The following is a 14,407-nucleotide window of genomic DNA, read 5'->3' on the forward strand; positions in this document are numbered from 1 at the left end:
ATGCCGGGGCCCGTTTCGGCGTCCCTCGTCCACTCGTCGGTCGGTCCCGCGCCAGCGTCCACAGCCGCATCCGCCTCCGTCGTCCCGCTCCAGACAGTCGGCGGCGCCGTCGACGACATCGTCCGGATAGTCGGGCTCCGGTTTCTCGGCGTGCTCGCCATCCTGCTTCTCGGGTTGGTGCTCGCGTACGTCGCGGGGACGCTCGTCCGGCGACTCCTCGTCAGCGTCGGCGTCCCGGAGGCCATCGAGGGGACCGCCTTCGAGCGGACTGCCCGCGACTTCGAGACATCGACGGTCGAAATCCTGTCGTGGCTGACGCGGTATTTCGTCCTCGGCATCAGCGTCTTCGCCGCCCTCTCGTTCGCCGGGGTCAACTACGCCGACCGCTTTTGGGGACTCGTCATCGCCATCCTGCCGCAACTGTTCATCGCCATCTTGGTCCTCATCATCGGCGTCGTCGTCGGCGACAAGGTCGAACTCCTCGTCGCCGAGCGGTTCCGCGCGGTCAAACTCCCGCAGGTGAACGTCCTCCCGTCGCTCGCCAAATACACCGTCTTCTTTCTCGCCACGCTGGTCGCGCTCTCGCAGGTCGGCGTCGCCACGCTCGCGCTCATCGTCCTCCTCGCGTCGTACATGCTGGGGCTCATCGTGCTCAGCGCCGTCGCGTTCCGCGACCTGCTCCGCTCGGGCGCGGCGGGGACGTACCTCCTTTTCACCCAACCGTACAGCATCGGCGACGAGATCGTCGTCGGCGAGGTCAGCGGCGTCGTTCAGGAACTCGATATGTTCGTCACCCACGTCGAATCCGAGGACACCGAGTTCGTCATCCCGAACGCCCGCGTCCTCGACAAGGGCGTGGGTCGTGTTCGATAGGTAAACAATACCGACGACTGATGTTTCCGGAAATTTTGTCATACCGTTACCATAACAGTTTAGAAGTGGTCCGAAGATTGTCTCATATCGGCTCCCCCTGAAGACGATGACGGAGAACCTCCCCACCCTCGACGTTACTGCCCCCTCAACCCGAGCGTTTGAGGTTGCAGAGACGCTACTCCGAGGGTTTCACTTTCAGGATATGCGGGAGACACATCTTCTCAGCTGCGACTTCGACGCCGCGATGACCGCCGCGGAGCGTGCGGTACATCATATGTCCGAGGCGTTCGTCGCCGAGTTTCCCGACGTTCCCGCCGAGCGCGCCGAGCACGCCGGCGAACTGTTCATGCGCGCGCTCTTCCTCCAGGACGAAATCGAAAACCGAGACGCCTTCGACGCCTGCTTCGAACACGACGTCCCGCCCGGAGCGTTCGTCTCGTCCGTTCCCGACGACTCCGAGTCGGACGCGATAAACGACGACCCGCGGTGGCGGGACGTTCGAGAACTCCTCGGCACCGTCTGTGACGAACTCGACATAAATCCGGAATACGCGACGCTCCACACCCGCTTTTGGCGACTCCACGGACAGGAAGTCGACGGCTGGGAGACCGTCGCTCGGCGGGCCCACCGCATCAAAGTCGCACGGATGGCCCCCTCGGCAGACGGAAAAACCATCGATAACCTCGCACAGTATTTCGTCGTCGGCGTCACCCGTCACGACGAGTGGGTCCGAGAGAGCCCCGAGCGCGATGTTTCTTCCGCAATCGACATCGTCGCACACTATTACCAACGGCTGTTCGACCTCAGAGACGAGTCATAAAGGGGTCATAAACCAGGCATAAACGAACGCCGTTTGTGATATATAGATGATATATTTTCGGTGGTGAAACGACCGCCGAAAATAAGTATTGGTGGTAGAATTATCTCTGCAGACCGAACATGGAGGATACCGACCCGGAACTGTATCGCGAGGCTTTCCGAAGTGCGGATATCCCCATGTTGATTGCGGATACGAATTTCGCTTTTCGTGACATTAACGACGCCGGATTGGAGTTCCTCGGCTACGACTACGACGACATCGTCGGCGAGTCGGTCGGACTCATCGCCGCCGACGAGGAGATATACTACGAAATCGTCGAGCAGATGATCGCCGGCGAGACGTGGTCCGGGGAGTTCATGGCGCGGCGGAAGGACCAGCAGGTCGTCTACGGGCAGGGGTTCGCCAGCCCGATGGTCGTCGACGGCGACGTTGAGGGGTTTCTCGCCTTCTTCGTCGACACGACCAAACAGCGCCGCTACGAGAACGCCTCGGAGGTGCTCAACCGCCTCCTCCGGCACGACCTGCGGAACGAACTCAACGTCGTCTACGGTTACCCCCAGCAGGTGGCCAGCCGAATCGACGACGAGCAGGCGCTGGAGGAACTCGACCTCGTCCAGGAGAAGGTCCTCGAAATCGTCCACAAGTCCGAGCGCGCCCGCGACCTCCGCGAGCACCTCGAACGCTCCCACGACGTGTCCAACCACCCGGTCCGTCTCGACGTGGTGTTGAACAACAAAATCGTCGACGCCATGATAGAGTTCCCGGACGCCGAGTTCGAGTTCGGGTCGTTCCCCGAGGTCGAGGTCGTCGGCGACGACCTCCTCGGCGAGGCAATCGAGTGTCTGCTGGAAAACGCGGTCATGCACAACGACAAGGAGACCCCGCGGGTCGAGGTCTCGGCCGACCGCGACGGCGGCTTCGTCATCGTCCGCGTCGCCGACAACGGCCCGGGCGTCCCCGAGGAGCACCGCGACCTCATCTTCGGCCGCGAGGAGTACGACCAACTGCACCACGGCACGGGAATCAGCCTCTTTTTCGCCGACAACGTCATCTCGTCGTACAACGGCACCATCTGGGTCGAAGACCGGGAAGACGGCGATGGCGCGGTCTTCTGCGTCCGTCTCCAGGAACAGTCCACGGTCGACGACTGACGCAGACCGCAGCCCGCGGGTCGCGACGACGACCGATTACTCTCCGCCAGTCTCGTCCCCGGACATCGGTCTCGCGGGAACCCCTGCGACCGTCTCACCCGCGGGCACGTCGCGCGTGACGAGCGAGTTCGCCGCGACCTGCGCGCCCTCGCCGATGCGGACGCCCGGCAGGACGGTCGCTTTCGCGCCTATCATGGCCCGCTCGCCGACGACGACCTCGCCGGTCCGGTACTCGTCCTGCAGGAACTCGTGACAGAGGATGACCGAGTCGTAGCCGATGATGGCGTCGTCTTCGATGGTGACGAGTTCCGGCCAGAACACGTCGGGGGTCGCTTCGAGGCCCCACGAGACGCCCGCCCCGACGGTGACGCCGATGCGCCGGAGCGCCCAGTTTCTGACCCGGAGCGACGGCGCGATGCGGGCGACGAGGACGAACACGTAGTTGAGCATCACGCGCCAGACGGGCTTGGCGTCGGTCCAGTACTGCAGCGAGTTCCGCGGGCCGGGCGTCGGGTGGTGCTGGATTCGGTCGTGTCGGCGGGCGTCGCCGTCCGCCGGTGCGGCATCGTCGTCGGTCACGTCCGTCGATTGGGCCGCGAGGGTAAAAGCGCCCTCGCCGCGGCGGCGACGAGAGAATCAGAAAATCGGTCTCGGTGGTCGGTTGCCGCTTACTCGCCGCGGAGTTCGGCCATGTGGTCGATGCGACGCTGGACGAGCGCCGCCGTGCCGATGTCGTGGCGGATGTGGAAGCCCTCGCCGGCGTCGGCGAGCGCGTCCTCCGCGAGTTCCTCCGCCTCGGCGATGCTGTCGGCGACGCCGACCACGGCGAACGAACGGGAGGTCGTCGTGTAGAGGCCGTCCTCGCGGTCGTCGACGCTCGCGTAGAACAGCAGCGCGCCGGCGTCCTCGTCCACCTCGACCGTGATTTCCGCGCCGGCTTCGGGGTCCGTCGGGTAGCCCTCGGGGACGGCGTACTTACAGACCGTGGCGGCTTCGGCGAAGTCGAGTTCGGGCAGCGACTCGCCCTCGCGGGCGGCCGTGAGCACGTCGATGAAGGGCGTTTCGAGGACCGGCAGGGTGTTCATCGCCTCGGGGTCGCCGAAGCGGGCGTTGAACTCGATGACCTTCGGGCCCTCGGTCGTGAGCATGAACTGGCCGTAGAGGATGCCCTTGTAGTCGGGGAGCGCCTCCACGACGGCCTCGATGACCTCGACCGCGGCCTCGTAGTCGCCGTCGGCCATGAACGGCAGGGAGGGCGTCACGTCGGTGTAGCTTCCCATGCCGCCGGTGTTCGGTCCCTCGTCGCCCTCGTAGGCGCGCTTGTGGTCCTGCACGGCGGGGCTGACGCGGAACTCGCCGTTGGCGACGAACGCCTGAATCGTGAACTCCTCGCCGACGAGGCGCTCTTCGAGGACCACGCGCTCGTAGTCCGAGTCGCGGAGGTACGCCTTCGCCTCCTCGGGCGTCACCTGGTCGCCGATGACCTTCACGCCCTTGCCGCCGGTGAGGCCCGCGGGCTTGACCGCGAGGTCGCCGTCGTAGTCGTCGATGTAGTCGCAGGCGGCCTCCATGTCGTCGAAGGTGGCGAAGTCGGGGTTGCCCGGAATCTCCTCGTCGCGCATGAACTGCCGCTGGAACGCCTTGTCCGTCTCGATGCGCGCCTCGGCCGCCTGCGGGCCGAAGGTGTAGACGCCGGCGTCGTCGAGGGCGTCGGAGACGCCCGCCGCGAGGCCGGACTCGGGGCCGACGACCGCGAGCGTCGCGCCGACCGACTCGGCGTAGGCGACGATGTCCTCGGCGGCGGTCTCCGAAATCGTCTCGAAGTCCTCGGCGAGGGCGGCGATGCCGGGGTTTCGGTTGCTGGCGCAGGCGTACAGGTCGCAGTCGGGGGCCAGCGCGCGGGCAATCGCGTGCTCGCGGCCGCCGCCGCCGACGAGAAGGACGGTCTCGCTCATGGTCGCATACCCTGCGCACGGGAGTGTAAAGATTGCTCTTTATCGGCGACGAAATGGGCACGATTGTGGTTATGCACGGTCGCGAACGAACGGGACTCGCCGTCCGACCCGCTCCCCGAGTCGGCCGCGTCGGCCGTCTCCACGCCGCTTTAGTTCCCGGAGCGCCGACTGCGACGCATGTCCGAACCGGTGGGACGCAACCGACTCGACGAGGAGCAGAGCCCGTACCTCCGCCAGCACGCCGACAACCCGGTCAACTGGCAACCGTGGGACGAGACGGCGCTCGACGCCGCCCGCGAGGCGGACAAGCCCATCTTCCTCTCGGTCGGCTACTCGGCGTGCCACTGGTGTCACGTCATGGCCGACGAGAGCTTCTCGGACCCAGACATCGCCGAGGTGCTCAACGAGCACTTCGTCCCCGTGAAAGTCGACCGCGAGGAGCGCCCCGACCTCGACCGCATCTACCAGACCATCTGTCAGCTCGTCACCGGCGGCGGCGGCTGGCCGCTTTCCGTCTGGCTCACGCCCGAGGGCAAGCCCTTCTTCGTCGGCACCTACTTCCCGCCGGAACCCCGCCGCGGCGCGCCCGGATTCCGCGACCTCGTCGAGAGCTTCGCCGAGTCGTGGCGGACCGACCGCGACGAGATAGAAAACCGCGCCGAGCAGTGGACGAGCGCCATCACCGACCGACTGGAGGAGACGCCCGACGTACCCGGCGAAGCCCCCGGTTCGGACGTCCTCGACAGCACTGTGCAGGCGGCTCTCCGCGGGGCTGACCGCGACCACGGCGGCTTCGGCGGCGACGGGCCGAAGTTCCCCCAACCCGGTCGCATCGACGCTCTGCTCCGCGGCTACGCGGTCACCGGTCGCCGCGAGGCGCTCGACGTGGCGCGGCAAAGTCTCGACGCGATGGCCAACGGCGGCCTCCGCGACCACCTCGGCGGCGGCTTCCACCGCTACTGCGTCGACCGCGAGTGGACCGTCCCGCACTTCGAGAAGATGCTGTACGACCAGGCCGGCCTCGCCTCGCGGTACCTCGACGCCGCCCGACTCACCGGCAACGAGTCCTATGCGACCGTCGCCGCCGAGACGTTCGAGTTCGTCCGACGGGAACTCACCCACGACGACGGCGGCTTCTTCGCCACCCTCGACGCCCAGTCCGGCGGCGAGGAGGGCACCTTCTACGTCTGGACGCCCGACGACGTGCGCGACCTCCTCCCCGAACTCGACGCCGATCTCTTCTGCGACCGCTACGGCGTCACGCCCGGCGGCAACTTCGAGCGCAAGACGACCGTCCTGAACGTCTCGGCGACGACCGCCGAACTCGCGGAGGAGTACGAGCTCGACGAATCCGAGGTGGAAGACCGCCTCGAAAAGGCCCGGAAAGCCCTGTTCGCCGCCCGCGAGGGGCGCGAGCGCCCCGCCCGCGACGAGAAGGTCCTCGCCGGCTGGAACGGCCTGATGATTTCGGCGTTCGCGCAGGGGTCTGTCGTCCTCGAAGACGACTCGCTCGCTTCCGACGCCCGCCGGGCCCTCGACTTCGTGCGCGAGCGCCTCTGGGACGACGAGACCGAGACGCTCTCGCGGCGCGTGATGAACGGCGAGGTGAAAGGCGACGGCTACCTCGAAGACTACGCCTTCCTCGCGCGCGGCGCGTTCGACCTCTATCAGGCGACCGGCGACCTCGCCCCGCTCTCGTTCGCGCTCGACCTCGCGCGGGCGACCCGCCGCGAGTTCTACGACGCCGACGCGGGCACGCTCTACTTCACCCCCGAGAGCGGCGAATCGCTCGTCACCCGGCCGCAGGAGCCGACCGACCAGTCCACGCCGTCGAGCCTCGGCGTCGCCACGTCGCTGTTCTTGGACCTCGAACAGTTCGCGCCGGACGCCGACTTCGGCGGCGTCGCGGACGCGGTCCTCGGGTCGTTCGCCAACCGCGTCCGCGGCAGCCCGCTCGAACACGTCTCGCTCGCGCTCGCCGCCGAGAAGGCCGCCAGCGGCGTCCCCGAACTCACCATCGCGGCCGACGAGGTGCCCGACGAGTGGCGCGAGACGCTCGCCTCGCGGTACCTCCCCGGCCTCGTCGTCTCCCGCCGCCCCGGCACCGACGAGGAACTCGACGCGTGGCTTGACGAGCTCGGACTGGACGAGGCCCCGCCAATCTGGGCCGGCCGCGAGGCGGCCGACGGCGAACCGACCGTCTACGCCTGCGAGAACTTCACCTGCTCCGCGCCGACCCACGACCTCGACGAGGCGCTGGCGTGGTTCACGGCGGGCGAACCCGCAGGCGCGGGCAACGACAACTAAGCAGGTCCGCCGACTCAGAGCCGCGTCCCGTCGTACCGCCACCGCAACGACCGCACCGTGTTTGCGACTCGTTCGGCGCGCTCGCGGGTCACGCACGGGACGACTTTCTCACCCGTCGGCGTGTCGAAGACGAGCGTCGTTCCGTCGACGACGTCGAGACCCCGCGCCGAGAGCGCGGAACAGTGGGTCCGACTCCGTCGTTCGTCCAGCGTCGATTGCACGATAGCCGTGGTGTCGAAGCGGTAGGCGTGGTCGTCGGTCTCCCAGCGCTCGTGGACCGTCGACGCCACGAACAGACCGACCCGGTCGGCGAGCAGTTCCTGAACTGACGCCACGGTCCCCTCGGGGAGCGGCGGCGACTCGCCCCAGAGCATCGACTCGTGGGGAATCGTCGTGAGCAGGTCGTCCCCGCGGTCGTCGAGGAGCGTGAGACGAAACACGAAGTTCTCCCCGACCATCGTCGTCGCGACGTCGAGAAGCGCGAACAGCGCGTCCTCGCCGTCGCGGTCGAGAGGGAAGACGCGGGTCCCGTCGTCCGGGCGCTCGGGGTCGAGTGCTTCGACGGTTGTGAGCGCCTCGACACATCGCTCGATGTCGTCTTCTCCGTACGCTCCGTCGAGACAGCTCTCGTCGAGTTCCACCCGAACCGCGCTTGCGACGGGGACGGCTTCGGAGAACACCGGAACGAGGTCGCGGCGGTAGTCGTCGCTGTCGAGGAGATAGTGCCGCGGTTCGTCACCGTCGTTCGGGCGCTCACCCGCGTCCCCACCGCGTTTCTCAGGCATCTTCCGACTCCCGCGACAACTGCGCTCGTCGCATCGCATCGCCGTACCCACGGGTGTCGTATCACGGTTTCGGCGGGTCAAGAGAACAGAGAATTCGAACCGACGCTCAGTTCGAGAGCCGCTCTGCGAGGTAGGCCGCAATCGGAACGTCTTCTTCCTCCACGAAGCGGGCGACCTCTTCGCCGTCGAGTTCGACGACGACCGTCGGGATGAGTTCGATGTCGTACGCCTCGACGAGCGGGCCGACCTTCGAGCCGTCGTCGGCCTTCTCGACGGGGTAGTGGTCGATTCGCTCGGCGGGGACGCCGGCGGCGTCGAGGGCCGCCGCGAAGTCGGGAAGCTGTCCGCGGCAGTCGCCGCACCAGTCGCCGCCCCAGACTTTGAACGTGTAGTCTTCGGCCGCGAGGGCGTCGACCACGTCGGGGTAGGACGCCGCGTCCCACGCGGGGTTCGGTTGCATCGTTTCGAGCGTCTCGGCTTCGGCCATGGGAGGGCGTACCGGCCGCGCGGATTTAACGGGTGCGCTCGCGGCGGGGCTCGCCGTCCGCCCCGAGACGGTGGCCGTATCGTCCGCCTCCGCCAGTCGTTTAGTGTCGCACCGTCAACGGAGGGTCGATGGACGACAGTATCCTCGACGCTATCGGGTCGCCGCTGGTCCGCGTCGACTCCCCCGAGGGGTCGACAATCGCGGCGAAGATAGAGTCGAAGAACCCGGGGGGGTCGGCGAAGGACCGCCCCGCGCTGGCGATGGTCGAGGCGGCCGAGGAGGCGGGCGACATCTCGCCGGGCGACCACCTCGTCGAACCCACGTCCGGGAACACCGGTATCGGACTCGCGGTCGTCGCGGCGGCGAAGGGCTACGACCTGACTATCGTCATGCCGGACTCGATGTCGCCCGAGCGCCGCGAAATCATGCGCGCCTACGGGGCGACCATCGAACTCGTCGAGGGCGACATCTCCGCCGCGAAAGAGCGCGCCGACGAACTCGAAGCCGAGGGCATGTACCAACTCCGGCAGTTCGAGAACCCCGCGAACCCGGAGGCGCACTACCGGACGACCGCCGAGGAGATTCTCGAACAGGTGGGCGACCGCCGCATCGACGCCCTCGTCGCCGGCATCGGCACCGGCGGCACGATTTCGGGCAACGGCCGCCGCCTCGTCGAGGAGTTCCCCTCGATGCGCGTCGTCGGCGTCGAACCCGCCGAGAGCGCCGTCCTCTCGGGCCACGAGGTCGGCAACAACGACTTCCAGGGGATGGGGCCGGGCTTCGTCAGCCCCAACCTCGACACCGACCTCATCGACGACGTGGAAATCGTCGAACTCGCGGACGCCGAGGCCGAGTGTCGTCGCCTCGCCCGCGAGGAAGGCATCCTCGTCGGGCAATCGTCGGGCGCGTCGCTCCTCGCGGCCAAGCGCGTCGCCGAGCGACTCGCCGACCCCGACGCGGACGAGGAAGACCGACCGCTCGTCGTGACGGTCTTCTGGGACTCCGGCGAGCGCTACATGTCCACCGGGATGTTCGACGCCGAGGAATAGCGGTCTCTCGACGGCCGGCTCTCACCGACCGAACTCGTCTTCCGCGACTCTGACGACGAGCGTTCGCTCCACGTCTCTGAGGTCGTAGTCGGGGACCGAGCCGTCGACGCGCGTCACGTACATCGGCTCGACGAGGCGGCCGTCTTCGACGCCGTAGATGGCGAGGTGGTCGCCGGTGTCTTCCGGCTGGACCGCCCCGTCTCGAATCTGTCGGGCGAGGTCGCGAGAGAGCCACTCGTCGGGCGAGACGGAGGGCTCGCGGACCAGCGAGAAGTCGGCGAAACGGACGAGATACCAGTTGAGGTCGTTGAGAAGCGAGACGGCCGCGCCGAGGCTCACCGTGTCGACCGAAAGCGAGTTGTCGAACGGTTCTGCGATGTCGTAGGTCGAAAGCGCCGCGCGGGCGGTGTCGCGCGACAGCAGTTCGTACTGGAGGTGGACGTCCTCCGCGCCGACGATACAGACCTGCGTCACGTCGAGAGGGAGGGTCCGGACTCGGTAAAGCGGTTCCGGTACTCAGGCGGTCGATTCCCACTCGGCGGCGCAGGACTCGTCGCAGAAGACGACGCGCTCGCGTTCGAGGGTTATCTTACCGGGCTTATCGATGTCCCGCTCGAGGAGGACCTGGTAGTGGGCTTCGCTCATGTCGACGCGGGCGCGGCAGGCCGCGCACCGCTCGACGGTGTCGCTCCAGTCGGTCCGCGACGCCCGGTGGCTGACGCGCCACTCGGGGCCGGGGCGGCCGTGACCGGGATGCGATGTTTTCGACATGAGAGAACCCTAGCGCTCACGGTAAATAAAGCCATTTTTGTGCAATTGTTCATTCGAAACGAATCTAAACGTTTGAAGAATCGTGACTATGTTGGTCGTTTGCACGGTTCGTATGTGCGTCGGTACCGCACCTCGGTGGGCCTGACGACGGGCCGCGCTTCGGGCCTCTCGCCGGCGGCTTCCACCTCGCGCTCCCGCGCTCAGTCGCCGTCGGGGGACACGACGACGCGTTCGCGGGCGGCCTCGGCCGCGAGGTCGAACAGGTCGTCGGGTTCCGCGGCCTCGACGGCCGACAGCGAGGCGTTCGTCTCGGGGAAACTCGGTGCGACGCGCTCGCAACCGACCGGGAGCGTCGAGTCGTCGTAGGTGCCGAGGTCGCGGGCGGCCGCGACGATATCGGTCTTGTCGCGGGTCAAAAGCGGGCGGTGGACGGGGTAGTCGACCGCGGCCTCGGTGACGGCGAGGTTCTCGCCGGTCTGGCTCGACTTCTGACCGAGCGACTCCCCGGTCACGATTGAGTGGGCGTGCTCGTCGGTGGCGACCTCGGCGGCGACGGCGAGCATCGCGCGCCGAAGCGAGAGCATCCGGGTGTCCTCGACGGTCTCCATCAGTCGCTCGACCACGTCGCCGGCGGGGACGACGTGGACCCGCATGTCCGCGTTCGGGGCGCGGCGGGCGATGGTCCGCACGGTCTCGATGGCTCGCGCGCGGTGGTCCGCACCGCCGTAGTCGCCCAGGTCGACGTAGACGGGGACGATTTCGCAGCCCCGGCGCATCAGCTCCCACGTCGCCACCGGCGAGTCGATGCCGCCGGAGACGAGCGAGACGGCTCGGCCCTGCGTCCCGAGCGGGAGTCCGCCGGGCCCGTCGAACCGCCGCACGGAGAGATAGGCCGTCTCCTCGCGGCACTCGATTCGGTAGGATCGGTCGGGGTCGTCGAGGTCGACGGGCGCGCCGGTCGCGTCGACGACGGCGCTCCCGGCCTCGCGTTCGAGGTCGGAACTGGTGAACCCGTGTTGGTCGGCGTCGCCGACGCGGTCGGCGTCGACGGCGAAACTCGCCCCGTCGGGGTGGTCGGACGCGAGGGTTCGGCAGGTCGCGACGATGTCGTCGAGGACGGGGTCGCAGGCGACGCAGGGGCGCGCCCAGACGACGCCCGGCACCTCGGCGCAGGCGGCCGCGACGGCGTCGGCGTCGGCCGCGTCGCGGACGAGCAGGCGGGACCACTCCCGCTCGACGCGGCCCGGAAGCGAGCGGTCGTCGAGGACCGCCTGGAGGTTCGTCCGCAGTCTGGCCTCCATCTTCGCCCGGACGCTCGAACTCTTCGTGCCCACCTCGCCGTAGCCGACGAGGACGACGTGCGCCGTCTGATTCACGGTCGACGTTCTCCGCGGGAACCCTTCAGCGTCTCGTTTCGCGGGGCGTCCGCGCCCGACTCGACGCGACTCCCTCCGTCGCTATTAGTGTTATATATCTGTACATAGTACAATTTACTGAACCGTAGACAGACGGCGAAACAATATAAACCGCTTAATAGATTTCACCCCGTTTCCCTCTCGTACAACCGCCGACCGCCCCGCGGCCGCTCTCGACGAACAACTGCCGCCACCTCGATGCCCACTCGATGCCAATGACCGACGAGTCGCCAGCCGATATCGACCTCGCAGCCCCGCAGTACTATCTCAACCGCGAGCTGAGCGAACTGGAGTTCCAGTCCCGCGTGCTCAACGAAGCGCTCGACGACCGGAACCCGCTTCTCGAACGGGTCCGCTTTCTGTCCATCTTCACGAAGAACTTAGACGAGTTCTTCATGAAGCGCGTCGGCGGGCTGAAACAGCAGATAGACGCCGGCGTGACGGAGCGGACGACCGACGGCCGGACGCCCCGCGAGCAGTGGGAGGAGGCCATCGACAAGGCCCGCCCCATGTTCGAGCGACAGGCGGCGTGCTACCGCGAGGAGATTCGGCCGGCGCTCGCCGACGCGGGAATCCGCGTCTGCGACTACGACGAGCTGACGCCCGACCAGCGGGCGGAGATGCGCGACTACTTCGAACTCTCGGTGTTGCCGACGCTCACCCCGCTGTCGTTCGACCCGGCGCACCCCTTCCCGTTCATCTCGAACCTCTCGCTTTCGCTCGCGGTCGTCACCCGCGACGACGACGGCGACCAGACGTTCACGCGCGTGAAGATTCCGCAGAACCGCCCGCGACTCGTCGAAGTCGAGACCGACGGCGACGAGCTTCGGTACGTCCTCTTAGAGGAGGTCATCCGCGCCAACCTCGACCTCCTGTTCCCGAACGTCGAGGTCGTCGACACCGCGGTGTTCAAGCTGACCCGGAACGCCGAGGTTCGCCGGAACGAGGAGGTCGCGGAGGATCTCATCGACATGATTGAGGAGGTGCTCGAACAGCGCCGCTTCGCCACCGTCGTCCGCCTCGAAATCGAGGCCGACGCGCCCGAGGCGGCGCGGGACCTCCTCGTCGAGCAGTTGGACCTCGCCGACCGCGAGGTGTTCGAACTCCGCGGACCGCTCGACTACCGCGAGCTGATGGACCTCACGGACCTCGACCGGCCGGACCTCTCGCTGGAGTCGTGGACGCCGCAGCCGCACCCGCGGTTTTCGGACCTCGACGCGACCGACGCGGGCATCGGCTCGGGCGCGTCTCCCCCCGAGACAGCCGCCGAGGACGGCGACACCATCTTCGACGAGATTCGCCGTAAGGACGTGCTGTTGCACCACCCGTACCACTCGTTCGGCGACACCGTCCAGGAGTTCCTCGACGAGGCCGCCAACGACCCCAACGTGCTGGCCATCAAGGCCGCCATCTACCGGACGGCGTCGGACTCGAAAATCATCGAGGCGCTCATCGACGCCGCCGACAACGGCAAGCAGGTCGCGGCGATGGTCGAACTCAAAGCGCGGTTCGACGAGCAGAACAACCTCGAATGGGTCCGCCGCCTCGAAGAGGAAGGCATCCACGTCGCCTACGGCACCATCGGGCTGAAGACGCACACGAAGACCGCGCTCGTCGTCCGCGAGGAGGAAGACGGCGTCCGCCTCTACTCCCACGTCGCCACGGGGAACTACCACTCCGGGACCGCGAAGGGCTACGTCGACCTCGGCGTCCTCACCGCCGACCGCGACATCGGGCAGGACCTCGTGAAGGTGTTCAACTTCTTCACCGGCCCCTCGCTGGACGAGGAGTTCCGGAAGCTCCTCATCGCGCCCGTGACGATGCGAAACGAGTTCACGAAGTGCATCCGCCGGGAGGCCGAACACGCCCGCGCCGGCCGCGACGCCCGCATCGTCGCCAAGATGAACGCGCTCGAAGACCCCGGTATCGTCGAGGAACTGTACGAGGCCTCGATGGCCGGCGTCGACATCGACCTGCTCGTCCGCGACATCTGTCGGCTCCGCCCCGGTCTGGAGGGCGTCTCGGAGACCGTCACGGTCCGGAGCGTCGTCGACCGCTTTCTCGAACACTCCCGCATCTTCTACTTCGAGAACGCGGGCGACCCCGACTACTACATCGGCTCCGCGGACTGGATGACCCGCAACCTCGACAAGCGCGTCGAGGCCGTCGCGCCCGTCGAGGACACCGACATCCGCGAACAGTTGCGGTTCATCCTCGAACTCGGTTTCGCGGACAACCGGAAGGCGTGGGAGATGAACGCCGACGGCACCTACGACCAGCGCGACCCGGGCGACGGCCACGAGATTAGCATGCAGCGAATCCTGATGGAACAGACGCTCGGCGGGTCGAACACTCCCGGCGTCCACCGGGGTATCTCGGCGTCGCACCCCGACGTGCCCGAGACGCTCCTCGTGGAGTCCGACCCGTCCGTGATGGCTCCCCGAGACGGCGCGGCGACTGCGGATGCGGACGAGGGCGAGGATAAGGCCGAAGCCGGGGACGAGAGCGACATCGAAGCCGTCGCCGGCGCCGCCACCGAATCCGCAACCGAACCCACCGTTGAGGCGGGCACGGGCGCGCCGAAGAACGGCGACCCGCAGCACGTCCTCGACGACTTCCCCGAGAAGTGGTACGTGCCGAGCAGTCGGCACTACGAGTACGCGGTTCGGACGCCGGACGGCGACCGCGACTACCGGAAGACGGCCGAGGCGGCCGCGCGACTGGTCGAAAAGTACTACGGCGAGGAATAATCGCACCGCCCTCGCGGGCGAAGCGGTGTCCTGTTTTCGCGGCC

The 14,407-nt window shown here is 67.4% G+C and carries 13 protein-coding genes; 6 read left to right on the forward strand and 7 right to left on the reverse strand.

Annotation, left to right across the window (positions count from 1 at the left end):
- From C454_RS14085 to C454_RS14095, 3 genes are all read left to right on the forward strand, one after another.
- Entirely contained in the window at window positions 1–873 is an 873-nt protein-coding gene (locus tag C454_RS14085; protein WP_004976648.1) for a mechanosensitive ion channel family protein, read from the forward strand.
- 202 nt (window positions 874–1,075) lie between these two features.
- Window positions 1,076–1,693 (forward strand): hypothetical protein, encoded by a 618-nt coding sequence (locus C454_RS14090; protein ID WP_049905191.1) that lies wholly within the window; start codon window positions 1,076–1,078, stop codon window positions 1,691–1,693.
- Between the two features lie 119 nt (window positions 1,694–1,812).
- Complete coding sequence (locus C454_RS14095) at window positions 1,813–2,844, forward strand: sensor histidine kinase (RefSeq protein ID WP_049905192.1); 1,032 nt, start codon at window positions 1,813–1,815, stop codon at window positions 2,842–2,844.
- A gap of 36 nt (window positions 2,845–2,880) precedes the next feature.
- Here the strand turns inward: C454_RS14095 and C454_RS14100 are convergent, their stop codons facing one another.
- Both C454_RS14100 and purD read right to left on the reverse strand, forming a co-directional pair.
- Window positions 2,881–3,423 carry an acyltransferase gene (locus C454_RS14100; protein ID WP_004976655.1) on the reverse strand — a complete coding sequence of 181 codons (543 nt, stop codon included), beginning with the start codon at window positions 3,421–3,423 and terminating at the stop codon, window positions 2,881–2,883.
- Between the two features lie 89 nt (window positions 3,424–3,512).
- Window positions 3,513–4,799, reverse strand: coding sequence for a phosphoribosylamine--glycine ligase (gene purD / locus C454_RS14105; protein ID WP_004976657.1), 1,287 nt, complete (start codon window positions 4,797–4,799; stop codon window positions 3,513–3,515).
- A gap of 177 nt (window positions 4,800–4,976) precedes the next feature.
- Here purD and C454_RS14110 point away from each other — a divergent pair, with 177 nt between their 5' ends.
- A complete protein-coding gene (locus C454_RS14110; RefSeq protein WP_004976659.1) occupies window positions 4,977–7,106 on the forward strand; it encodes a thioredoxin domain-containing protein in 2,130 nt (709 codons plus the stop codon).
- A 14-nt stretch (window positions 7,107–7,120) separates the two neighbouring features.
- On the opposite strand, the gene C454_RS14115 is transcribed toward C454_RS14110, so the two are convergent.
- Together C454_RS14115 and C454_RS14120 are read right to left on the reverse strand one after the other, a co-directional pair.
- The gene (locus C454_RS14115; protein WP_004976661.1) at window positions 7,121–7,891 is read right to left on the reverse strand and encodes a hypothetical protein; all 771 of its coding nucleotides are present in this window, start codon (window positions 7,889–7,891) and stop codon (window positions 7,121–7,123) included.
- 106 nt (window positions 7,892–7,997) lie between these two features.
- A complete protein-coding gene (locus C454_RS14120) occupies window positions 7,998–8,378 on the reverse strand; it encodes a thioredoxin family protein (RefSeq protein WP_004976664.1) in 381 nt (126 codons plus the stop codon).
- A gap of 128 nt (window positions 8,379–8,506) precedes the next feature.
- Here C454_RS14120 and C454_RS14125 point away from each other — a divergent pair, with 128 nt between their 5' ends.
- The gene (locus C454_RS14125; RefSeq protein WP_004976666.1) at window positions 8,507–9,427 is read left to right on the forward strand and encodes a PLP-dependent cysteine synthase family protein; all 921 of its coding nucleotides are present in this window, start codon (window positions 8,507–8,509) and stop codon (window positions 9,425–9,427) included.
- 21 nt (window positions 9,428–9,448) lie between these two features.
- On the opposite strand, the gene C454_RS14130 is transcribed toward C454_RS14125, so the two are convergent.
- From C454_RS14130 to thiI, 3 genes are all read right to left on the reverse strand, one after another.
- Entirely contained in the window at window positions 9,449–9,901 is a 453-nt protein-coding gene (locus C454_RS14130; protein ID WP_004976670.1) for a DUF5804 family protein, read from the reverse strand.
- A gap of 42 nt (window positions 9,902–9,943) precedes the next feature.
- Window positions 9,944–10,198 (reverse strand): hypothetical protein, encoded by a 255-nt coding sequence (locus C454_RS14135; protein ID WP_004976672.1) that lies wholly within the window; start codon window positions 10,196–10,198, stop codon window positions 9,944–9,946.
- 200 nt (window positions 10,199–10,398) lie between these two features.
- Window positions 10,399–11,574 (reverse strand): tRNA uracil 4-sulfurtransferase ThiI, encoded by a 1,176-nt coding sequence (thiI, locus tag C454_RS14140; protein WP_004976676.1) that lies wholly within the window; start codon window positions 11,572–11,574, stop codon window positions 10,399–10,401.
- A gap of 254 nt (window positions 11,575–11,828) precedes the next feature.
- Here thiI and ppk1 point away from each other — a divergent pair, with 254 nt between their 5' ends.
- A complete protein-coding gene (gene ppk1 / locus C454_RS14145) occupies window positions 11,829–14,363 on the forward strand; it encodes a polyphosphate kinase 1 (protein WP_004976679.1) in 2,535 nt (844 codons plus the stop codon).
- The last annotated feature ends 44 nt before the right edge of the window (window positions 14,364–14,407 follow it).

The sequence above is a fragment of the Haloferax gibbonsii ATCC 33959 genome, from assembly GCF_000336775.1.
GTDB classification, from domain to species: Archaea; Halobacteriota; Halobacteria; order Halobacteriales; family Haloferacaceae; genus Haloferax; species Haloferax gibbonsii.